The organism is Lysinibacillus sp. VIII_CA (genome assembly GCF_049943995.1).
Lineage (GTDB): Bacteria > Bacillota > Bacilli > Bacillales_A > Planococcaceae > Lysinibacillus > Lysinibacillus pinottii.
In genome coordinates this window covers 404,394-427,708 of sequence record NZ_JBNFXM010000002.1, presented here as the reverse complement: position 1 = coordinate 427,708, position 23,315 = coordinate 404,394, and the positions used below count along the sequence as shown (strand labels likewise).

Below are 23,315 nucleotides of genomic sequence, written 5' to 3'. Positions count from 1 at the left end.
TCACCTTATTTCGTTGCTTTTGGTAATACAATCTTTTTTTGATTGCGTGATTCTTTATATAAAACAACTGTCAGGCCGATTAATTGGACAAGCTCTGCATGTGCACCTTTTGCAAGTGCCTCTGCCACTTCATGTTTGTCCTCCTCACAATTATCTAAAATACGGACTTTAATTAGTTCACGTACTTCTAATGCCTCACGAATTTGTTTAGTCATTTCATCATTTACGCCACCTTTTCCTACTTGGAATATTGGTGATAAATGGTGTGCTTCAGCACGTAAAAAACGTTTTTGTTTACCTGTTAACATAAAAATTAGTTTCCTCCTAATTGCGCATTTAGCTGCACAATCATTGAATTTGTATTTGGATAGTTGCCTAACCAGTGCTCAAAAGCAATGGCTCCTTGATGCACAAACATCCCTAAGCCTGTCACAATTGTTGCCCCTTTTTCTTCAGCCGCTTGTAAAAAAGGCGTCATTAATGGATTATACACAATATCCGCAACAATTGCTCCTTTGGCAAGACGATTTAAGGAAAATGGCATTGAAAAATTGCCTGTAGCAAGGCCTGCCGAAGTCATTTGCACTATAATGCTGAAATGAGCTAATGTTTCTTCCGCTTCCTTTAATGAAATTGCACGGCCAATCCCCATTTCATCCACAATTGCTTGGGCATTGGCTACGGTACGATTGGTCATGGTCAAATCACTGTAGCCTTGCTGCTGCATGGCAAAGGCTATACCTCGGGCAGCGCCACCTGCGCCAACAAGTAACACAGGCTTGTCTTTATGAGACGAACCTACTGCTTCTTCTAGTGAACGCACAAAGCCAACACCATCTGTATTATAGCCTATCAGCTTTCCTTCTGTAGTTCGTACTACTGTGTTCACTGCTCCCATTTTTTGCGCCAACTCATCTAGCTCATCTAAATAGGGAATGATTGCTGTTTTATGAGGAATTGTTACATTCCAGCCACTTGCCCCTAAAGTTTTTAAGCCAGCAACTGCTGCTCCCAATTGCTCAGAAGACACATGTAGCGGAATATATGTTGCCTCTACGGACATTTCCTCAAACCAAGCATTGTGCATGGCTGGTGATTTTGAATGTTCAATTGGATCACCAATAACTGCAAACCACTTCTTCATTTCCTAGTCCCTCTTCTCTTCTCCATCCTTCACCCTCTATATAAGTGATGGACGTATCGAAACTTGTACACCTTTAGGCGCGTATGCTGCTACTACGACATTGGCATGCTGTACAGTAATCCAGCCTAGTCCAGAAAATACAACATCAGTTTTAGCTTCTTTAATGGAGAACTCATGACGAACTAAAGGCGGAAGTTGGTCAATAAACTCCGCAGTTGGCGGTGCCAAAAGGTCTCCCTTATGTTCTGTATACAGCGTATCTGCCTTCTCAAGCTTAGTTCGGTGAATTGGTAAGTCATTTGCCACATGGATTGTAAAGGCAGAACGGTCCCCTTGAATAAAATCAAATCTTGCCAATGCCCCAATAAACAAGGTTTGTCCCGCATTTTGTTGGTAGACCTTCGGCTTGATTTCTTTTTTTGGCATAATATATTTTAATTCACTTGAATCAATATGATGGGCCATTTGGTGATGATTAATAATACCAGGCGTATCAAATAATGCACTTCCATCATCCAAAGGAATTTCAATCATATCTAAAGTAGTACCTGGGAAATGGGATGTAGTAATAACTTCACCTTCCCCTGTTGCCTGCTTAATAATGCGGTTGATGAATGTGGATTTTCCGACATTGGTACAGCCCACCACATAGACATTTTGTCCTTGGCGATATTCATCAATGGCTTCCATTGCTTCAGCCATTCCCTTACCTTTATGTGCACTTACTAACAACACATCAACAGGCTGAAGTCCCAACGCTTTTGCTTCACGTTTTAACCAATTAATAACTTTTTTCGGTTTCACCGATTTCGGTAATAAATCAGCTTTATTAGCTATCAACAGCACAGGATTCTTCCCTACAAAACGGTGTAGGCCAGGTAGCCAGCTACCATTAAAATCAAAAATATCAACAATTTTCACGATTAAGCCTTGCTGTGTACCAAGGCCATTTAAAATACGTAAAAAGTCGTCATCTGTTAATGACACTGGTTGAATTTCATTGTAATTTTTCAAACGGAAGCAACGTTGGCAAATGACCACATCCTTTTCTAGTGATGATGGGGGTGCATACCCAACTGCTGTTTTATCTTCTGTTTGAATTGTTGTACCACAGCCAATACAATTTGGCATTTCAATCATTCTTGTTCCTCCCAAGTTATAATTCCTTTTCGTTTCAAATCATTAAACACTCGACGTTCAATGAATCGATTCAATTTTGTTACTAACCCATCAGATTGTGCGACAGGTTTGACTAGCACGGTATGCAAGCCTAAGCGGTTCGCACCCATTACATCTGTAAGGAGCTGATCCCCTACCATTACTACTTCATTAGGGCGTAAGCCTAATTGAATAAGGGCATTATAAAAAGCATTTCGCAATGGTTTTTTTGCCTTATGAATGTATGGAATATCTAAAGGCTCTGCGAAACGTTTAACACGTGCCTCCTTGTTATTCGACGCAATAATAACACGAATACCGGATTCCTTCATGATGCGCAGCCAAATGATTAGTTCTTCTGTTGCATCCTCACGATCCCATTCCACAAGGGTATTATCTAGATCGGTAATGATCCCTCTTATCCCTAATTCTTGAAGTTTTTCAGGTGTAATTTCGAAAATATTCGTCACAAATTCGTTTGGTAATAAAAAATTATACAAAATAGCGACCCCTAATCTTAACGTATTATTCGACCATTATAGCATATTTGCAAAGGCTTCACCCATTCGAATTGGGTTGCCCTGTACAACATTTTCCGTAAACTCAATCGCATCCTTTTCAAACAGCATTACCACTGTCGAACCAAAGGAGAAATAGCCAACTTCCTGCCCTTTATACCAGTTTATTGTCCTGTTTGTGAGCACTATTGAATTTACGAAGGTCGCCCCCACTTTTATAAACGCCACTTGCTGATTATGGGCTGTTTTCAACTCTGTTACTAAACGGTAATTGTGGGAAATTGGCTTTTTACCGTATGTAAGGCCTATTTGATTCACAGGATAAGATTTCTGACCAAGCGTATACTGTCTTAGTACTTCTCCATCAATTGGACTGTGAATACGATGATAATCAGCAGGGCTTAAATAAAAAACAATAAAATGGCCGTCTGCATAGTTGGCAGCTCGCTCCGAATTACCAAGTAAATCTTCTAGTGCATAGGGCTTACCCTTTACAAGAAATGTCATATCCCATTCAATTCTTCCAAAGGATTCTACCTTGGCATCTACAGGACTTACATACACCATCGGATTTTTTTCAATCGGGCGTGCATCTTGTAAAAGCTCTCTTGTAAAAAAATCGTGTAAACTTGCAAATTGTTGTTGTTTTTTTGAAACTTCTTCAAGGTTTATATCGTATAACTTCATGTAGCTTGGAATTATACGTTTACTCCACTTGGCTTTCGCAATAGCTTGCAAAAGGTGAGAGGACTGCTTACCATTCGTTAGTTCTATCAAGCGTTGATATAGTTTTTCTTTCATCAGTAAAACCCCTATCCATTAATTTAGACTGTCAATTTTTTCGCATTCGAAGTATAATGGTACAATATCTTAAGTGCAAAGGAGTGATCCCCCTTGTTTTTTTATCACAAGTTGGTGGATACCACGGTTAAGAAAATGAAATCGCACGCAGCTAACTTCATTACAATTAGTAATATGTCCTTTGGAGGCGCGGCTATTATGGCCACTTTACATGAATACTATAGCTATAGTGTCTTGTTTATCTTTATTGCAGCTCTTCTTGATCGCTATGATGGTAAGGTAGCTAGAGCACTCGGACAAGTGTCTGAGTTAGGTAAACAATTAGATTCTATGAGTGATATTATATCATTTGGCGTGGCGCCTGCATTATTAATGTACGAAGTTGTTCTAGTTGATTTTGGTTTTGCCGGCATGATGATGGCCGTCCTGTTTATCGTTTGTGGTGCGATGCGATTAGCCCGCTTTAATATTAGTGAAGCAAATGGCTATTTCACAGGTTTACCTATTACAGCTGCTGGTACGTTCTTAACTTTAACGTATTTTGTAGCCACTACGTTCCATCCGGCCTTTTATCTTTTCCTTTTCCCAATTTTAGCTTTACTCATGATTAGTACATTTACGTTAAAAAAAGTGTAACAGCACAATTGCTGTTGCACTTTTTTCATTTCCCACAGCTTTGAAACATATACTGTCGAAAAATGGGGAAAGGATGAAATCATTCAATGAGCGGAATTTTTACATCAATGTTGCAGTTATGGCTTGAGATCCCAGCGTTACTTGGCTACTTAAAGGGGCAAACATTCCATAAACCCTTTTCAAAAGAAGAGGAAGCTGCTTGTATTGAACGATTTTTAGGTGGCGATGAGCAAGCACGCCTGGACCTAATAGAACGCAATATGAGGCTCGTCGCGCACGTCGTAAAAAAATTCCATCCAAAACATGAACAACTTGATGATTATATTTCCATTGGGACAATCGGGCTAATGAAGGCGGTAGAAAGCTATACCCCGGACAAAAAAACAAGACTTGCCACATATGCAGCTCGATGTATTGAAAATGAAATTTTAATGCATCTACGCACACAGAAAAAAGTACAGAAAGACGTTTCCTTATTTGAGCCGATCGGAACAGATAAAGATGGCAATGCGCTTCAAATTCGAGATTTACTCCAATGTGATGAAGAAAGTGCAACCGAGAAAATCGAACATAAAGAACATGTGGCACAGCTATATCATTATTTGCATATGCTTGATGAACGCGAACTAGAAATTGTGACGCTTCGCTATGGATTAAATCAACAAGATGCCCTTACGCAAAAGGAAATTGCAGCTCGGCTAAATATTTCTCGAAGCTATGTATCTCGGATTGAAAAACGGGCACTCATTAAACTCTATCAATTATACAAACGAGACCAAAAGTCAATTGAGTAATATATTGTAAAATGTTCACTAGAAAAATTCAATGCATGTTTGCCGGAGAATGTGCCGATTCTATGGCATAAAAAAGTTCCTTTGCGATATAGCTAATGTCGCAAAGGAACTTTTTAAACTCTATGAATGTGCTAATTCTGAAAGTTCTGCCGTAATCAATGTACCTATTAAAGTAGTGATAATCACTACACCTACTGTTAATACGAGCATCATGAATGCCTCCCATTCTATTATGAAGAGATTTATTACAGCTAGTGTAGCATTTATACCATTCATTCACTGTGATTTTTCTCACATAAGCAATAACACATTTTGACCGTTTTGTGTATTAAAGTGAGGCAATTGCTTTTAAGACAACTTGTGTCGAATGTTTTGCAGCAACTGGTAAAAACTCATCAAAGCTAATATTCGACTCTTTTCCTGCTATATCTGATAAAGCACGAATTACTACAAAAGGTGTGGCAAATTGATAACAAACTTGTGCAACCGCAGCCGCTTCCATTTCTACCGCCTTCATTTGAGGGAAATGATGACGAACAGCTTCTACACGCTCAGGATCATTCATAAATGCATCCCCAGAGCAAATTAAACCAATCCCATATTGATGCTCTCCAACTGCCTTAACAGCTTCCTCCGCTACTTTCATTAATCGTTCATCTGATTTATAAGCTGCTGGCATACCAGCCATTTGTCCAATTTCATAACCAAAAATTGTGACATCCACATCATGGTGACGAACTTCATCGGAAATGACTACAGCTCCCACCTCAAGGGCTTCATCATAACCACCAGCAGAGCCTGTATTAATAACAACATCCGGCTTAAACTCATGCAAAAGAATGGTAGTGGACATAGCTGCATTGACTTTACCAATACCACTTTTTAATAACACAACTTCCTTGCCTTCATAGGTTCCTGTTGTATATTCACTGCCTGCTATTGTTGTACGTTGTGCATTGTTTAAAGATGCTCGTAGTAATTCTACTTCCTCTTCCATTGCCCCAATTACTGCAATTTTCATGTAATGTTACTTCCCTTCTTTATCAACTCTATTAAAAATAATCAAAAGTGTGATTTTCGTCAATAGGCACCTTCTAAAGTATTCAGCTGCTCAAGCTTTACAGGTAACCATCCTTCATTGTCCACCCATTCCATACTTACACGGTACATCTGTGATTTATCTTTTGTTGACACTGTGGCTATTGAAGAATTAGGACCACCATTATTTTGCATACGCCAAATAATCATATTGTCTTGGTCGATACCCGTTACACCAGAAACAGTTGCTACCTTTTCAGACCAGTCTACTGATGAAGAATCGTAGGAAGACACATGTTGGCCTGTTTGAGTAGTAGCTGTTGGCTGCCAATTTTTATTTGTTATAACTTTCTCTACGTTTGGATTATCTGAAGTGGATTCTTCTGGTGTACCTTGATCCTGCTGCATTTCTTCAGGCTCTGATACATCCTCTTCCTCTGAAGCTTTATCTTCCTCTACAGCCAAATCCTTTTCATCCTCTTTCACAGGCTCTTTATCTACTTCTTTGTTGTCGTCTTTTTCCTCTTGAGCTGGTTCATCTTTCACTGTTTGTTCTGCATCATCTTGCCATTTAAACACATAAGTTGCTGTGATAATAATTAGTACAACCACTACACCAATTAAAACATTCAATAGTTTATCTAGCTTTTTATTACGAGATGGCTGCAAATGACGACTACTACGAGTTTGTCGTTCACTCATATTTCCTCCCCCTCTCTAGCAAATATTCTATCAAGTTCGGCAGTACTTGCAAAATAATTATACTCATTAATTTACTTCGTGGCACTTCAGCTCGAAAAATAAAAGCAGCTAGCCTCTCTAAATTAGAAAGACCAACTGCTTGTCCACTTACATTTTATTTAATTGAAACAATCTTAACTTTCATTTCACCACCAGGAGTTTGAACGGCTACTTCTTCGCCTTCAGCACGGCCAAGTAAGCCCTTGGCAATTGGTGATTCGTTGGAAATACGGAATTCCATTGGATCTGCTTCAGCCGAACCTACAATTGTATAAGATTCTTCTTCAGTTGATGGTTTCCCATTAATAATTTCTACAAATGTAACCGTTTTCCCAAGTGATACAACGCTGTTATCAGTTTCATCCTCAGAAATAATCACTGCATTACGGATCATTGATTTTAAAGTTGAAATACGCCCTTCTAAAAAGGCTTGTTCTTCTTTTGCTGAATCGTATTCAGCGTTCTCAGAAAGATCACCAAAATCACGAGCTATTTTTATACGTTCCACGATTTCTTTACGTGTTTCTGTTTCTAATTTCACTAATTCTTCTTCTAATTTACGTTTTCCCTCAGCTGTCATAGGGTACTGTTTTTCATTTGCCAAAGTCCTTCACTCCTTGTTTCTTCAATATAAAAACATAAAACTCGATTAAATGCTTGCAAGGTGCATTTAATCGAATTTTATTATTTTTAAACGTTTTTCAAATACGCTTTGACCTAATAGTATGCATGCCTTTTTAAAATATGCATGTAAATATTGTCAATACCACTCTATCTTATTACAATACGTTGTCGGTTTCAAGAATAGTTTTAATTTTCGTTACCATTAAATCGATGGCAACCTCATTATCCCCACCTTCAGGAATAATGATATCAGCATAACGTTTTGTAGGTTCAATGAATAAATTATGCATTGGTCGAACCGCTGATAAGTACTGATCAATGACTGAATCTGTAGTACGTCCGCGTTCTTTAATATCACGCATGATACGACGAATGATTCGTAAATCAGAATCGGTATCTACAAATAATTTAATATCCATTAAATCACGTAAATCAGCATCCTCTAGCACGAGAATCCCTTCTAGAATAATAACATCTACCGGTTCAACATGGATTACTTCTGCTGCTCTAGTATGCTGCACGTAATCATAAACCGGTTTTTCGATTGGTTGACGTACTAAAAGTTTTTTTATGTGCTGTATTAATAAATCATTATCGAATGCTAACGGATGATCATAGTTTGTTCCTAATCGCTCTTCAAATGTTAAATGACTTTGATCTTTATAATAAAAGTCTTGTTCAATCACAACAACTGAATGCTCTCGGAAAACATCATAGATGGCGCGCGTCACACTCGTTTTTCCTGAGCATGAGCCACCTGCTATACCGATAACAACAGGACGCTTCACTTCCATTAGTTATTCTCCTTTCGCATCATGTTATGCGGCATTAATGGTGTGTCACATTTAAATTTAACAATTTGTAATGGATGACGTGCTGCATCTAGGCTATTGCCATCTTCATCCCAAATTTCTCCCATTGTCAGACGGAAATTCTCAATTTCTGGGCCAAAGAACTCTACTTCGTCACCAGGTTTAAAATAATTTCGTTGCTGCATAGTGACCATTTTTGTTTCTGGATCATGTTCTAAAATTAAACCAGCAAATTCAAATGTAGTTTTTCGGCCATGTATACCAAACATTTGCTCCTCTGAGCCAGGTGCATCATGGAAGAATGCTTCAGCCGTATCACGGTTTGCACATTTATCTAGCTCCTCTAGCCATTCACGTTTAATTTTAAAATTATCTGGATCTGCGCAATAAGCATCGATAACTTTGCGGTATACGGATACAACTGTTGCTACATAGTGAATCGATTTCATACGACCTTCCACTTTTAAAGAATCAATACCGAGCTCGATCATATGTGGAATCGCTTCAATTAACTTCAAATCTTTTGGGCTCATAGCAAAAGGTGCATGAGTATCATCAAACAGTGCTTTTTCTTCCCCATCTTCTAATTCATATAAATCGTAATCCCAACGACAAGATTGGCAACAACCACCACGGTTAGAGTCACGAGCAGTCATATGGTTAGATAATACGCAACGGCCCGAATAAGCAATACACATAGCGCCATGAACAAAGGCCTCGATTTCAATATCGACTTTTTCCTTCATCAATTTCATTTCTTCTCCGCCTACTTCACGTGCTAACACAACACGATGTAAGCCTTCTTCCTTCCAGTACTGCACTGCCTTCCAGTTGGACAATGACTGCTGTGTAGAAAGGTGAATTTCAAGCTTAGGAGCCGCTGTGCGGCATGTTTCAATAATTAGTGGATCTGCTACGATGATACCTGTAACACCTGCCGACTCAATATCTTTTAAATATCGCTCCAAGCCTTCCATATTTTCATTATGTGCAAATATATTTGTTGTTACATAAATTTTCGCACCATATCGATTAGCAAACTCTACACCCTCACGCATTTCTTCAATAGAGAAATTATCTGCATTGGAACGTAGACCAAACTCTTGTCCACCAATAAATACAGCATCTGCACCGTAATGCACAGCTACTTTTAATTTTTCTAAGCTACCCGCTGGGGCAAGTAGCTCTGGTTTTTTTGTAATGACACGTTTACCGTCGACAATGTCACGGATTTTGTCATTTTGTTCTAACGCTAATGCCATGTTATTGCCCCCCTCTTAGTAAACCGTTTCCTTGAAGATAAAGCCTGTATCTAATGGTCTAATGGCTGGTTGAATATCTTCAATTTTTGCTAATAATTCATCTTTTATGTCATCATATGCTTCTTCGGATTCGTCAAAATATGCATCGATGGCCTTGCGATAGGCCTCCGTCACAGTTACGACATACTCTGGGGTTTGTAGCACACCCTCAATTTTTAGGGCATCGATGCCGCCTTCGAATAATTCGCCAAGCTCATCAATAACACACATGTCATTAGGACTAAAAATATGCGTACCGTTTACATCTTCATAAATTGGATATTTATTATTGCGCTCATCATCATGTAGGAACATGTTTCGATTATCTTTACGATTTTCAATTTCCATCACTTTATCTTGATATAAGAAATAATGGCCAAGTAGCGGGCGTTTTGATTGGAACATACATGTCATACCATGTACTTGTACTTCAATTTCTAATTCCGCACTTTCTTTAATTTCTAATACCTCATCAAGAGAAAGCTCACGTGCTAACACTGCACGAGTCGCACCGCGTTTTCCCCAGTAATTAGCCGTAAACCAGTTTGTTGCAGTCGTCTCCGGATTCCAATGCAATGGAATCGTTACGCCTTGCTCACGACGAATAATTAATACTGCTGGGTCGCCATAAATTAAACGATCCACACCAATACGTTGCATGTCTTTTAAATAGTCGGCAAGTGCCTCCAGCTTTTCATTATGGAAAAGGGCATTCACTGCAACATAAACTTTTTTACCAGCTGCGTGAATGAGCTTCGTTGCCTCTTCCACTTCATCTACTGAGAATTCTCCTGCTAGACGTAGACCAAATTGTTGTTCACCAATAACAAAAGCATCTGCTCCAGCTTCTAAAAGTGCTTTAATATGTTCTAATGATTGTGGTGTCACAAGCAATTCTGGTTTTTTCATAGTAGTCACCTCTTCAAACATAGTAATAAACCGTCACCTACTGGTAAAAAAGCACTGGTATAATCCGGGTGCTGCATTATCCATTCTGTGAAGTTTTTTAAATTGCGGATCATTGTACGTTTACGACGTGGAACATCCTTCAAATCTAAATCTGACAAGCCATGCATATACATATTGTCGATATACAAGACTCCACCTGATTTCACGAGGGGAGCGTACTTTTCAAAGAAGCGTTGATATTGTCCCTTTGCGGCATCGATAAATACTGCATCAAACTCTGTGTCAATGGCCTTATCGTCTACCTCTAAAGCGTCGCCTTCAATGACCCTAATTCGATTAGATACGGTTGACCGTTCAATATAGACCTTTGCTTTTGTCACACGCTCTATATCGCGTTCAATCGTAACGATCTGGACATTTGGCAAAGCTTCTGCCATCCGAATAGCAGAATATCCAATTGCCGTGCCAATTTCTAAAATTTTTTGCGGATTTTGAATGCGCAACAATTGATTTAATGCATCAATACCTGCAAGCTGCATAATCGGTACATGATTCTCCTCCGCATAGGCTTCCATTTCTAAAAGCAATTCATTACGTGGCTGTATAAATGATTGTATATATGCATCTGATAATTCCATTGTTCCACCCTCAATTAAATGGCAACGTGCATGTAGACGTTGTCCGTACTTCATCATTTATCAACAAAAAGAAAAAGACCAAACGTGATGTCTTGGTACTTTGCCATACAAAAATGAGCAATTGTTTTTTACATGCTCAAAACAATTGCCACCACGTATATTTGTCCCGAATAACGGATTGATCAAAAATCACACTTTATAATAGCATGAAAATAGAAGGAAAGCTATTTTTCTTTCCTTCTACTTTCTATGTTTGTTCTATGCAATTTTCTCTTCACATACGTCTATTCTTCTTTTTGTAAATATTTCGCTATTTTCTGTAAATGTTCATCATATGTTTTCGAGAAGTGGTTGACACCCTCTTTATCTGCTAAGAAATAGAAATAATCTGTTTGACTAGGGTTCAATGTCGCCTCAATAGAAGTCTTTCCAGCACCTGCAATTGGGCCTGGTGGTAAACCTTTATTTTTGTAAGTATTATAGGCATTATCTACTTCTAAGTCTTCATACAGCACACGATCTTTATGATCGCCAAGTGCATATAAAACAGTTGGGTCTGTTTGTAGTGGCATCCCTTCATCAATACGATTATAGAAGACACTTGCTATTGTTTCTCGATCTGTTTGAGCCGTAGCTTCTTCTTCTAATAATGAGGCAAATGTTAACAGCTGGTGAACGGACATTTGTTTTTCCACTAAAACATCACTATAATTTTTCACCACTTTGTTCATAGCCGCGATCATCTCTTCAACAATTGCTTCTAGAGATGGCTTTTCCTCATAGTACGAGTAAGTAGCTGGATATAAATAGCCTTCTAAATCATAGCGAATATTTTCAGCTAACACTGCATCTGTTACTAGTTCAGGATAGTTAGCCATCATTTGTTGAACAAATGTGTCACTCGTTACTAAATCCATAAACTCTTTTTGTGAATATGGCGTTTTCTTTTCAATCACTTTCCCAATTTGCTCAATGGTTAAGCCTTCGGGGATCGTCATCGTAAAGACAGGTTTTCGGTATACCTTCCCTGTTTTTAAGCTTTCGATGAGTTCATCAAATGTCATTGCTTGCGTTAAATCGTAATTACCTGCTTGGAATTGAGATTCGTTTTTAAATTTTGCATAGTATTTAAAAACACGCGCATCTTTAATAACACCTTTTTTCTCTAATAATGTTGAAATTGAACTCAAGCTAGAGCCGATTGGTACTTCTACTGCAATTGTTTTTGTCGCATCAGGATCCAATGGTTTTAAAGCACCTTTAACATAATTGTACCCAAATAAACCGACAATCCCTATTACGAGGACAAAAACAATTGCCACAATAGCAACGATTTTTCTCACGATTTTTACCTCTGATTTTTTTTCCTGCATTTTTGAAAACATTTCTTGTTTTTTAGTACCGTTATTCACGGGTTTCCCCCCTATCACTATCCAATATCATACTAGAAATCAACTATCACGACAAACAGAAATCGACAATTCAGGAGAATTTGCATATATAAAAAATCAACCAGCTATTTTTGCTGGCTGATTGGCTCGCTAAAAATCTTTACGCTTCAGTATCTTCCTATCGTTTGTTTCTAATTCGCTAGTATCTTATAGGCTTTTGAATCGCATAAATATAAACATTTTGCAATAATAACAGACTGTAATAGTTCCTTCTCTATATCTAAAACAAAAAAACTCCGAGTGGCCCCTAACCACTCAGAGTTCTTACAGTTCGTTTAATATATCTTCAACGTACACCCATTCCTCATCTGTTTCAATGGGTAATAATTCTTCGATAGAACCGTCATTGCCAGCCAGGTATTGAGATGCGAAAATTTCACGTTCATCCATTGGTTCATCTGTCGCAGGCACATATAATACATACGATTTACCAAATTGCTCAGATGTAAAAGTATGAATCACCTCACAAACTTGATCCGTTCCATCTTCATTTATCACGGTAATAAGCTGTGGTTCTTCTTCAAATTCATCTAGGAGTGTTAATACCACCTCATTAATCATTTCCCATTCTGCATCCGTTTTAACAGGCTGGAGATTTGTCATCTCGCCATTGTTATCGTCATAATCGAAAGTCATGGCTGAAAGATCACCTGGAATTTCTTCACCATTAGCATCTAGCATGGAGAATAGCACATAGGATTTATCCGCTGCATCAAATGTAAAGACTACATGACAATGTTGTTCCTTCCCATTTTCATCGATCATCATAAATTCTTGCGTTTCCTCATTCATTCGAATTGCTCCTTCTGACAGTTTTTTGTTATTTACCAAAAAGTTCCTTTAACCACTGTATAATCATTTTTCTAGAAATTTGTTGCCTCTATAAATACTTTCAATAAAAAAGGAACAAGGACTGCAAGCTGCGATCCTTGTTCCAAGCTTTAAGAAAGAAGATTAGTCTTCGTATTCATCTTCTAAAGCGTTTAATACGTCTTCTACCATATCCCATTCTGCTTCAGTTTCGATAGGTGTTAGTTCCCCATCTTCACCGTTATCAGATGGTACGAATGAAGAAACGAAAATTTCAACTGAGCCATCTTCATCTTCTTCTGCGCCTACCATTGAGTAAAATACGTATGATTTTCCAAACTCTGGAGATTCATGTACGTGAATCACTTCACAAAGCTGTTCATTTCCGTTTTCATCAATCACTGTAATGTGTTGAACGTGTAATTCTTCTTCATGGTTATGCTCGTTTGCCATGTATAGTCACCTCATCAATTAATTTTTGCTATCCAAATAGCCTTGTAAAATCATCACAGCCGCCATTTTATCAATGACTTGCTTGCGCTTTTTGCGACTCACATCTGCTTCGATTAGCATACGTTCTGCTGCCATCGTTGTTAAACGTTCATCCCATAATGTAACCGGTAGTGAGAACGTTTCTTCCAATAACTTTTTATAGTTTTCAGAAGCCTCTCCACGCGGTCCAACCGTATTATTCATGTTTTTCGGAAATCCTACAACAAATTGTGTTATTGCATATTCCTTTACTAGCTCAGCGATACGGTCAATGCCGAACTCGCCGTTAGCCTCATCAATTTTTACGGTTTCAATACCTTGGGCAGTCCAACCGAGTGCATCACTGACAGCCACTCCAACGGTTTTCGACCCAACGTCTAATCCCATAATTCTCATTTCTAGTCCTCGTTATTCTTTTTGATATAAAATTTAACAAGCTCTTCTAGAATTTCGTCACGCTCAAGCTTGCGAATTAAATTACGAGCATCCTGATGGCGAGGAATATACGCCGGATCACCAGAAAGTAAGTAACCAACAATCTGATTGATAGGGTTATATCCCTTTTCCTCTAACGAAGAATGAACTTTCAACATTACCTGCTTGACTTCCTGTTCCATTGATTCTTCTGGAAAATTAAATTTCATCGTTTGATCAAATGAACTCATGACCAGCACCTCGCTTTCAGAAATAAGGAGATGTGCGAACAAGCTCATCTCCAATTTCTCTTTATTATAACATGTTTTGGTGAATTAATTAAATGGATTTAACATAATCATACACAGAAAGTAGTGCTTCATCAAGTTTTGAAGCATCCTTTGCTCCTGCCATTGCCATATCTGGGCGACCGCCACCTTTACCACCACAAGCTTCTGCCACCATTTTCACGATATTTCCAGCATGGTAATTGCCACCAACTAATTCTTTTGATACCCCTGCACATAGCATCACTTTATCACCATCCACGGCTCCTAGGACGATGACAGCCTTTGGCATTTTTGCCTTTAAATCATCCATCATCTGACGCAGTTGGTTATTGTCTTTTGCTTCTACTTTTGTAGAAAGAACTGTGACATCTCCAATTGTTTGTGCTGCATCTACAATTGCCCCAGCTTGAGCATTGGCAATTTTTTGAGATAATGCTTCATTGTCACGTTGTAATTCTTTGTAGTCACCCTGTAATGCTTGTACTTTTGTTACGATATCTTTAGGATTTGCTTTTAACAATGCTGCTGCATCATTTAAAAGTGCTTCTTCTTCTTTTACGACTTCATAAGCCACTTTACCTGTAACAGCTTCAATACGACGAGTACCCGCACCAATTCCGCCTTCTGAAACAATTTTAAAGAAACCTATTTCAGAAGAGCGTTTTACATGGATACCACCACATAGCTCGATGGAATAGTCTCCGATTGAAACAACACGGACAACGTCGCCATATTTTTCGCCGAATAATGCCATAGCACCCTTTGCTTTCGCTTGATCGATGGCCATTTCTTCAATAACGACCTCTATATCATCCCACACTTTTTCATTTACAATACGTTCAATTTGCTGTAATTCCTCTTTAGTCACTTGACCAAAGTGAGAGAAGTCAAAGCGTAAACGATCAGGACCTACATATGATCCTGCTTGGTTGACATGATCACCTAATACATCTTTTAACGCACGCTGCATAATATGTGTCGCTGTATGGTTTTTAATAATTAGATTGCGATCATCACGATGAACGATTGCTTGGACAGCATCTTCCACATGCATTTCACCAGATTCAACAATTACTGTGTGGAGCGGTTGACCATTTGGTGCTTTTTGAACATCCTTTACCACAGCAGTGAAGCTATCATTAGAAATGATACCGCTATCGGCAATTTGACCACCCATTTCAGCATAGAATGGTGTTTTAGCTAAAATAACTAAAGCTTCTTGGCCTTCAGATGCTACTTTTTCTACTTGACCATTCACAATCATTGCAGCAATTTCAGTATTGGCTACTAATGTATCAAAGCCAACAAATTCGCTGGCAACTGTTAAGTTTGCTAATACTTCATTTTGTACTTGCATAGAGTCAACATCTTGACGAGCCGCACGCGCACGTTCACGTTGTTCCTCCATTGCTGTTTCGAAGCCTTCATGATCGACTTTCATTCCTACTTCTTCTGCATATTCTTCCGTTAACTCGATTGGGAAACCGTAAGTATCATATAAACGGAAAGCATCTGCTCCTGGGATAAAATCATGACCAGCGGCTTTTTGTGATTCTGCCACTTCATTAAAGATTGCAAGACCACCATCTAATGTTTCATGGAAACGAATTTCTTCATTCTTAATCACGCGTTGGATAAATTCACATTTTTCCGTTACCTCTGGATAGAAGTCTTCCATAATTTTACCCACTGTTGGGACCAGTTCAAACATAAATGGTTTCTCAATGCCAATTTGTTTTGCATAACGTACAGCACGACGAAGTAAGCGACGTAATACATAGCCACGCCCTTCGTTTGAAGGAAGTGCGCCGTCACCAATAGCAAACGCTACAGTACGAATGTGGTCTGCAATAACTTTAAATGGCGTATTAATATCTTCTTCTGAGCCAAAAATTTCATTTAAATCCACTTCACTTGGTCGTTTGTATTTACGGTTGGCAAATTCCTCAATTTTTTCAATGATAGGCATAAATAAATCCGTATCAAAATTTGTTGGTACATTTTGAACAACTGAGACAATACGCTCCAGCCCCATACCAGTATCAATATTTTGCTTTGGTAGCGGTGTATACGTCCCATCAGGATTATGGTTGAATTGAGAGAACACTAGGTTCCAAATTTCTAAATAACGCTCATTTTCCCCACCTGGGTACATTTCTGGGTCATTTTCGTCTGAGCCGTATTCTACGCCCCGGTCATAGAAAATCTCTGAGTTTGGACCAGATGGACCTTCACCAATATCCCAAAAGTTCCCTTCTAAACGAATTAAACGTTCTTCAGGAATACCAATTTCTTGATGCCAAACATCATATGCTTCCTGATCTTCAGGATGGATTGTGATTGATAGTAATTCAGGATCAAAGCCCATCCACTTTTTATCCGTTAAAAATTCCCAAGCATAGTGAATAGCTTCTTTTTTAAAGTAATCACCAATAGAGAAGTTCCCTAACATTTCAAAAAAAGTATGGTGACGCGCTGTTTTCCCTACGTTTTCAATATCGTTGGTACGAATTGATTTTTGTGCATTTGTAATTCGAGGGTTGTCAGGAATAACACGACCGTCAAAATACGGTTTAAGTGTAGCAACACCTGAATTAATCCAAAGTAGGGATGGATCATTGATTGGCACTAGAGGTGCAGAAGGTTCATGGTGATGCCCCTTTTCTTTAAAAAATTCCAAATACATTTGACGAATATCTACTGCTTTCATTGGATAAATTCCTCCTAGTTTATATTGTAAAATCACGATATGAATCAAACCTTGACGACCCATCTATTCCCTGCCAGCAACATTTGGCATCAACCACTATAAATGGGTTTCTTTTACTAAATGAAAATAAAAAAGCCCTCATCCCAAAAAGGGACGAGGACTTATCAGCTGTCTCGCGGTACCACCCTAGTTGTAAGTAAAAGCTCTTACTTACCTCTTTAGCACTTGTAACGTCAGTGAACGGCAGGGATTAACTGCACTCCGGAGTAGCTTTCGGCATTTGCACTGTGAGGATTTTTCCAGCCTAGAAATCCCTTTCTACTACACGTGCAATTACGTACTTTTTCCATCATCGTGTTTACTTTTTCTAACGAAAATTATAAGAAAAATATATTCACCTGTCAATTAGCACTCGTATGACTAATTATAACTAGGCAATCATTTTTCTGAAGTATGCCCACATTCCCCATGTAAATAACACTAAAAAGGCACTGAGTGCAATTGTTGTAATAGGTGAATCCTGATAAGGTAAAGGTACATTCATGCCAAAGAAGCTAGTAATAACAGTTAACGGTAGCATAATTGTGGAAATAACGGTTAACAGGTTCAGCTTTTCAATAGACTTGCCGCTAATAATGGAGTAATACGTATCTAGCGTGCTGTTGACTAAATCTCTATACGTTTCAGTGGAGTCGACAATCCGTTCAAGATGATCATTTAAATCCTTATAGAAGGGGATATTTTCCTCTTGTACATCAAATTTCCATTGACCATTAATGGTAGAAAAAATTCTTCGCTGTGGCATGATGGCCTGACGAATTAAAATAATTGTTCGTTTTAATGAAAGGAATTCCTCTGTTACTACTTTCGGTTGATAATCATAAACCTCTTGTTCTAGCTCATCAATCCGTGCTCGAATTCGTTCTAATACAGGGAAATACTCATCTGTTATTCCATCAATGATGGTATGCAATAAAAAGTCAGTGCCTTTTTCCAAATATTTAGGACTATTTAAACAAACTTTTTCTATCTGGCCTAGCCATTGTAATTTTTGTTTATGGACTGTAACAATATAATTTGGTCCCATAAAAATATTCAACTCGACCGTTGAAATTTCATTGTTACTTTTTTCATTATAGATAGGTGCATGGAAAACGAAAAATTTATAATCCCCATAACTATCCATTTTTGGGCGTGAGCCTTCATGTAAGCAATCTTCCACTGCTAGTGGATGAAAGCCAAATACATCTGCTATATTATTTAATTCATTATGACTATACGCATATAAATCTACCCATAGTAAATCCTCGCTATGAATGGGAAGTCGTAAATCATTCATATTGAAATCGTGTTGAACTGTTTTGCTATTGTGATTGAAATAGTGAATTTTAATCATGATACTTCACCTCGTGTTTTATTATAAAAAGTAACAAAAGGTCATCTTTTCAAACCTTCTGTCTGTGCCGGCGATAAGAAACGACGGCTGTCTCCATAAATGCTGACTACCTACCCCATGCTTACTCGGTTCAGGACTACTATCCATTTCTCATCACCTTCCTTTCATAACAAAAACACGCCTTCTACGAATGAAGGCGTGTTGAATACACATATCAAAAAATAGCAAAAAAACTTTGCCTATTTGTTACCTTCAAACGTTGAGTTTTAGCACTATGCGGCATAGGAAATTGCCCAGCTACGTTAAAAAACACCTTATTTCGATGATTTCTGTTGACCCATTGGCGTCTCTCGACATTTTTGGGTAGTAGCGTATCTCCACATAGGAGCCTCACCTAACGAAGGGAGTCTTATTTTTTTGTTCCTGTAAATAATAACGGATAGTTTCATAACTGTCAAACTTTCTATCAATCATTTTTCAAAAAGTCTTCTACTCTTTTCACTAAATGATCGCGTTTATACGATTGATAGAGTAGGCTTGACAGACGAACAGGATCTCCAAAGAAAAATCGTTCATATAGTGTTTGCCTTGTGCCGAAATTACTCATCGTTAAATCCCAAGCTAAACGGAACTTTTTAACTCGTTCTTCCCCTTTGTCTTGAAATGATTGCAGATAATGATCAAGATCCCCATCATCTGTGGCAAAAGCTTTTTCACTCGGTATGGACATTAAACCACTTGCTCCCAATAGCTGGATGATATCTGTAAAGGTAGGATATACTTTCGGGAAAATATGAATAGCAACCTGTAATGTCGATAGGTCTGGTCGTATAAAGCCGAAGGAATCCCTTTGTGCCTCAATTTCTGATTTTAATTGCAGTGCTTTCATCGTTTCTAATGCTACGATGACATCTACCACTTTTTGATGGACATGTTGGTAATCCCCAATATTTATGGTATCTACAATCGTTTGTACAATCCCTAGGATAAATTCTGTTTTAGCAATTTGACGTGATAGCACATGATGCAAAGTATACGATTGGAAGCCACTAACATTCATAAATTGATTGGCTACTTCAACATTTTCGTAATAAAATACCCGCTCCCACGGAACCACTACATCATCAAAAACAACAATCGCATCCATTTCTTCAAAACGTGCACTTAAAGGATGATCAAACCTAGAATCTCCTCCGACAAAAGATTGCCGACATAAAAACTTTAAGCCCTTTGTGTTACTCGGTATAGAAAAGCCAAAACCTTTTCCTTCATCAAAGCCATTTGTGGATAGAACAAGAAGTTCATCCGTTATTCCTCCCTGAGTGGCTAGTAACCTAGCTCCTTTAATGACTAAGCCTTCGCCCGTTTTTGCAACAATTTTGGCAGCTATTGTTACTTCTTCATCCTCATAGTAATAACGTTTACGGTTTACTTGCGGCTCTATAAACGTATGTGTCATGGAAATATCATTCTCACGGGCATATTCATAAAACTTCTGCAAATGGTCTGGAAAACAATTTGGCTTATCTTTCAAAAAGTTCGATGCTGATGCCAAAGCCATCAATGTCGTATTCATGTAGTCAGGACTTCTTCCCATCAAACCGTTTGTTTGTAAAGCCCATTCTCTTGCGGCCATACGTCTTTTTACGAGATCCTCGGGACTCAATACTTGAAGGAAAGACATGCCGACTCTCTGTTTGCTAGTTGGCGATTCATATGTCATTTTTTCAAGGTATGATTCTTGATGCTGTAAATCAAAAAGCTTTGCCTGACTTTGCATGATTCCCTTAAATGCAGGATGTTCTGACACCTTGCCCGTCACCACTTCCCCATCAATTGAAATATACGTGTTTAAAGCATCGATACGTTCAATATACTGCTGTCCTGTCATTATTGGCATGTTGTCACTCCTAAACATTTCCTATGTTTTTGTACTTATGTAGTATATGAAATGTCCAAATATTAGGTGACGACAGCACAGTAGAAAAACCCGATTAGCGAGAATCTAATCGGGTACAATCTTTACATCTCCAAAAAATCATAGGGGGAGACATCATCCATCCCAATCATTGGATGAATATAAGGAGCTGTTTCAACTGTTAATTTATGGTCCTCGATAGCTATTTCTTGCACAGCCTCTTGTTTTACTGGAACTGCCTCAACCTCAACCATTACTTCGTCGACATCCATTGGATTTAATCGAGCACGCAACGAAGTAAAACGCTGTAAATCATCTGTCCGCTGCAAGCCATCTGCTAGAACGTCTGGTTCCCCACATAAAATTAAAAAGTTTTTCGCTCTTGTAATACCTGTGTATAAAAGATTCCGCCGCAGCATTTTCGAATACCCTTTGACAACAGGCATAATGACGGTTTGAAACTCTGAACCTTGAGATTTATGAATGGAGCAGCAATAAGCAAGTGTCAATTGATTGAGGTCACTGCGTTGATAGGTCACTTCAATGCCATCAAAGGATACAATTAGTAAATCTTGTTTTTCTACTGTCTCCTTTGCCTTAATAATACTAATGACCTCTCCCATATCCCCATTAAAAACATTACTTTCAGGCTGATTGACTAGCTGCAGAACTTTATCCTTTATCCGATACGTTACGTCCCCAAAGACAAGTTCCTTTCGTGTCCCTGTATCATTAGGATTAATAAGCTCTTGAATCATCTTATTTAAATTATCAATGCCAGCGGGACCTTTATACATCGGTGCTAACACCTGAATATTACGAATTTCTTGCCCTTTAGCAACGGCACTTTTTACTACCTGTGTCACAACATTTCCAATCTGATCGACGGAAGATTTAATAAACGAGCGATCAGTAGTTTTCGATGTTAAATCTTGCGGAATGGTTCCTTTTTTGATTTGATGGGCTAATTCAATAATGGTAGAACCCTCTGCTTGTCGGTAAACATCTGTCAATTCCACCGTTGGGAGTTGCTTGGATGCTAATAAATCCTTTAATACCTGTCCTGGTCCTACAGGCGGTAATTGGTCCTGGTCCCCTACAAAGACAACCTGTACATCCTCATGTAAAGCTTTTAATAACTGATGAGCAAGCCAAGTATCCACCATGGACATTTCATCTACAATAATAAGCTTACCTGTTACCTCCCGTTCAGTCTCTTCTTCTTTTTCTTGACCTGTAAAGCCAAGTAAACGATGAATGGTCATAGCTGGTAGTTCAGTCGATTCAGCTAAGCGCTTGGCAGCTCGCCCAGTGGGTGCACAAAGGATAATGGGAAAAGGCTCCTCTTTTTGAGCATATTCTTTTGGATTCAATGATAAACCATGAAGCTTCGCATACACTTCAACAACCCCACGTACAACAGTCGTTTTACCCGTACCAGGTCCACCTGTTAAAATCATTACAGCTGAATTTAAAGCCTGTTCAATAGCATTTGCTTGTGTTTCAGCATATGTCACCTGGAGTAGTTCCTCAGTTTCACCAATCGCTTTACGAATCTCATCTTTGCTAAAATGTTCAGTCTTGCTATTTCGTTCAACAAGCGTCAATATTTTGGAGGCAATTCCTACCTCAGAAAAATAAAGTGAAGGCAAATATAACCTTGTTTCTTCTCCGCAAACTTTTCCATCTTCCCGTAGCTCAATACATGCTTTTGAGATGTCTTCAAACGGAATTTCCTGACGTTGACTTTGTTCAAGCATTTCCTTTACAAGTGGTAGTACATGCTCCGCGTCTAAATATACATGCCCGTCAGATAATGCAGCCGTATTTAAAATATGTAAAATCGCTGCTTTGACACGATCAGGATGTTTACCGGTAATCCCTAGCTTTGCACCCAGCTCATCTGCTCGAAAGAACCCAACACCTTCCACATCTTCTATCAAGCGATATGGATTTTCTGTTAGTAATTCAACAGCCTCCGTTCGATAGGTTTGATAGATCTTCATTCCCAGCTGTGGACCAAAGCCCCATTCATTCAACTGTATCATTACCCGTTCTAAACCAAGGTTTTGCTCAATCGTCCGATGAATCACTTCTTTTTTTTCAGATGATAAACGTGGAACAGCATCCAGTGCACTCGGATCTTCTAAAATAAGGCGTAATGCATTAGCACCCAGTTTTTCAACAATGGTTTCAGCTGTTTTTCTCCCAATTCCCACAAATAGGTCACTGGATAAATAATGAATAATTCCTTGTTCAGTAGCGGGTACCTCTTTTGTAAATGTCTCGATTTGAAATTGTGCACCATATTTAGGATGCTGTTTTAATATACCTGTAAAGCGGTATTGCTCATCCATTTGTAACGGTGGAAAATAGCCAACAACAATAATTTCTTTATCTTCATATTGTAAGTTTGTCTCTTGAATTTTCACTCGAATAATGGAATACATATTTTGGGTGTTATGAAAAATAGAGACGATCGGACGTCCGAGAATAAAAAATTTATTGAGTTCAAATAAATCGAGATGATCTGTCATGTTCGGTCCGCCCTTTCTAATTGTTTTCAATCTTTTTATTTTACCATAGACATCTCAAAATATCGTTGATAAAAATATTTCCCATTCATTATTTTTACATTATTTCGACAAATGATAATTCTCTGCTTTTATCCATATTTCCATGCTATGATAAATAAGAATTAATGGCACGGAAGGATCGTG

General features: G+C 38.4%; 23 protein-coding genes, 1 riboswitch and 1 other annotated feature. Of the genes, 2 read left to right on the top strand and 21 right to left on the bottom strand.

What is annotated here, in order from left to right:
* Nucleotides 1-5: 5 nt before the first annotated feature.
* The 5 genes from yhbY to ACP3VS_RS05325 are packed head-to-tail and all read right to left on the bottom strand — an operon-like array spanning nt 6 to nt 3,621.
* The gene (gene yhbY, locus ACP3VS_RS05345; protein ID WP_008180921.1) at nt 6-308 is read right to left on the bottom strand and encodes a ribosome assembly RNA-binding protein YhbY; all 303 of its coding nucleotides are present in this window, start codon (nt 306-308) and stop codon (nt 6-8) included.
* 5 nt (nt 309-313) lie between these two features.
* A complete protein-coding gene (aroE, locus tag ACP3VS_RS05340; RefSeq protein ID WP_031419227.1) occupies nt 314-1,144 on the bottom strand; it encodes a shikimate dehydrogenase in 831 nt (276 codons plus the stop codon).
* Nucleotides 1,145-1,180: 36 nt separating this feature from the next.
* Nucleotides 1,181-2,284: a ribosome biogenesis GTPase YqeH gene (gene yqeH, locus ACP3VS_RS05335; RefSeq protein WP_012295377.1), complete on the bottom strand. Its 1,104-nt coding sequence runs from the start codon at nt 2,282-2,284 to the stop codon at nt 1,181-1,183.
* Entirely contained in the window at nt 2,281-2,802 is a 522-nt protein-coding gene (locus tag ACP3VS_RS05330) for a YqeG family HAD IIIA-type phosphatase (protein ID WP_426388436.1), read from the bottom strand. Before ACP3VS_RS05330 ends, yqeH begins: the two co-directional genes overlap by 4 nt.
* 36 nt (nt 2,803-2,838) lie before the next feature.
* Nucleotides 2,839-3,621 carry a phosphatidylserine decarboxylase gene (locus tag ACP3VS_RS05325; protein WP_031419229.1) on the bottom strand — a complete coding sequence of 261 codons (783 nt, stop codon included), beginning with the start codon at nt 3,619-3,621 and terminating at the stop codon, nt 2,839-2,841.
* 135 nt (nt 3,622-3,756) lie between these two features.
* Between ACP3VS_RS05325 and pssA the strand changes: the two genes are divergently transcribed.
* Nucleotides 3,757-4,257, top strand: coding sequence for a CDP-diacylglycerol--serine O-phosphatidyltransferase (pssA, locus tag ACP3VS_RS05320; RefSeq protein WP_051563351.1), 501 nt, complete (start codon nt 3,757-3,759; stop codon nt 4,255-4,257).
* Nucleotides 4,258-4,343: 86 nt separating this feature from the next.
* Nucleotides 4,344-5,051, top strand: a complete 708-nt coding sequence (gene sigK, locus ACP3VS_RS05315; protein WP_008180932.1) for an RNA polymerase sporulation sigma factor SigK — start codon at nt 4,344-4,346, stop codon at nt 5,049-5,051.
* A gap of 328 nt (nt 5,052-5,379) precedes the next feature.
* Here the strand turns inward: sigK and mtnN are convergent, their stop codons facing one another.
* The 16 genes from mtnN to recD2 all read right to left on the bottom strand — a co-directional run bounded on the left by mtnN (nt 5,380) and on the right by recD2 (nt 23,132).
* Nucleotides 5,380-6,072 carry a 5'-methylthioadenosine/S-adenosylhomocysteine nucleosidase gene (gene mtnN, locus ACP3VS_RS05310; RefSeq protein ID WP_012295382.1) on the bottom strand — a complete coding sequence of 231 codons (693 nt, stop codon included), beginning with the start codon at nt 6,070-6,072 and terminating at the stop codon, nt 5,380-5,382.
* A 59-nt stretch (nt 6,073-6,131) separates the two neighbouring features.
* A complete protein-coding gene (locus tag ACP3VS_RS05305; RefSeq protein WP_197149847.1) occupies nt 6,132-6,791 on the bottom strand; it encodes a YrrS family protein in 660 nt (219 codons plus the stop codon).
* A 154-nt stretch (nt 6,792-6,945) separates the two neighbouring features.
* Nucleotides 6,946-7,434, bottom strand: coding sequence for a transcription elongation factor GreA (gene greA, locus ACP3VS_RS05300; RefSeq protein WP_031419233.1), 489 nt, complete (start codon nt 7,432-7,434; stop codon nt 6,946-6,948).
* Between the two features lie 175 nt (nt 7,435-7,609).
* Complete coding sequence (gene udk / locus ACP3VS_RS05295; RefSeq protein WP_008180943.1) at nt 7,610-8,248, bottom strand: uridine kinase; 639 nt, start codon at nt 8,246-8,248, stop codon at nt 7,610-7,612.
* Entirely contained in the window at nt 8,248-9,528 is a 1,281-nt protein-coding gene (locus ACP3VS_RS05290) for a peptidase U32 family protein (protein ID WP_012295386.1), read from the bottom strand. Before ACP3VS_RS05290 ends, udk begins: the two co-directional genes overlap by 1 nt.
* Nucleotides 9,529-9,543: 15 nt before the next feature.
* Nucleotides 9,544-10,476 carry a peptidase U32 family protein gene (locus tag ACP3VS_RS05285; protein ID WP_036162215.1) on the bottom strand — a complete coding sequence of 311 codons (933 nt, stop codon included), beginning with the start codon at nt 10,474-10,476 and terminating at the stop codon, nt 9,544-9,546.
* Nucleotides 10,477-10,481: 5 nt separating this feature from the next.
* Nucleotides 10,482-11,114 carry an O-methyltransferase gene (locus ACP3VS_RS05280; RefSeq protein ID WP_426388435.1) on the bottom strand — a complete coding sequence of 211 codons (633 nt, stop codon included), beginning with the start codon at nt 11,112-11,114 and terminating at the stop codon, nt 10,482-10,484.
* A 284-nt stretch (nt 11,115-11,398) separates the two neighbouring features.
* On the bottom strand, nt 11,399-12,526 hold the full coding sequence (gene mltG / locus ACP3VS_RS05275; RefSeq protein WP_031419239.1) for an endolytic transglycosylase MltG: 1,128 nt from the start codon (nt 12,524-12,526) through the stop codon (nt 11,399-11,401).
* Between the two features lie 303 nt (nt 12,527-12,829).
* Nucleotides 12,830-13,357: a DUF1292 domain-containing protein gene (locus ACP3VS_RS05270; RefSeq protein WP_031419240.1), complete on the bottom strand. Its 528-nt coding sequence runs from the start codon at nt 13,355-13,357 to the stop codon at nt 12,830-12,832.
* Nucleotides 13,358-13,519: 162 nt separating this feature from the next.
* The gene (locus tag ACP3VS_RS05265) at nt 13,520-13,828 is read right to left on the bottom strand and encodes a DUF1292 domain-containing protein (protein WP_012295391.1); all 309 of its coding nucleotides are present in this window, start codon (nt 13,826-13,828) and stop codon (nt 13,520-13,522) included.
* An 18-nt stretch (nt 13,829-13,846) separates the two neighbouring features.
* A complete protein-coding gene (gene ruvX, locus ACP3VS_RS05260; protein WP_031419242.1) occupies nt 13,847-14,263 on the bottom strand; it encodes a Holliday junction resolvase RuvX in 417 nt (138 codons plus the stop codon).
* A 2-nt stretch (nt 14,264-14,265) separates the two neighbouring features.
* Nucleotides 14,266-14,532, bottom strand: coding sequence for an IreB family regulatory phosphoprotein (locus ACP3VS_RS05255; protein ID WP_004226839.1), 267 nt, complete (start codon nt 14,530-14,532; stop codon nt 14,266-14,268).
* An 88-nt stretch (nt 14,533-14,620) separates the two neighbouring features.
* Nucleotides 14,621-17,281: an alanine--tRNA ligase gene (gene alaS / locus ACP3VS_RS05250; protein WP_031419244.1), complete on the bottom strand. Its 2,661-nt coding sequence runs from the start codon at nt 17,279-17,281 to the stop codon at nt 14,621-14,623.
* Between the two features lie 146 nt (nt 17,282-17,427).
* Nucleotides 17,428-17,643, bottom strand: a binding site (T-box leader).
* 68 nt (nt 17,644-17,711) lie between these two features.
* Nucleotides 17,712-18,677, bottom strand: coding sequence for a magnesium/cobalt transporter CorA (corA, locus tag ACP3VS_RS05245; RefSeq protein WP_012295396.1), 966 nt, complete (start codon nt 18,675-18,677; stop codon nt 17,712-17,714).
* A 244-nt stretch (nt 18,678-18,921) separates the two neighbouring features.
* Nucleotides 18,922-19,086: riboswitch (M-box (ykoK) riboswitch) on the bottom strand.
* Nucleotides 19,087-19,143: 57 nt separating this feature from the next.
* The gene (gene hpaB, locus ACP3VS_RS05240; protein ID WP_197225081.1) at nt 19,144-20,577 is read right to left on the bottom strand and encodes a 4-hydroxyphenylacetate 3-monooxygenase, oxygenase component; all 1,434 of its coding nucleotides are present in this window, start codon (nt 20,575-20,577) and stop codon (nt 19,144-19,146) included.
* Nucleotides 20,578-20,699: 122 nt separating this feature from the next.
* Nucleotides 20,700-23,132, bottom strand: a complete 2,433-nt coding sequence (gene recD2, locus ACP3VS_RS05235) for an SF1B family DNA helicase RecD2 (RefSeq protein WP_031419245.1) — start codon at nt 23,130-23,132, stop codon at nt 20,700-20,702.
* Nucleotides 23,133-23,315 lie beyond the last annotated feature (183 nt).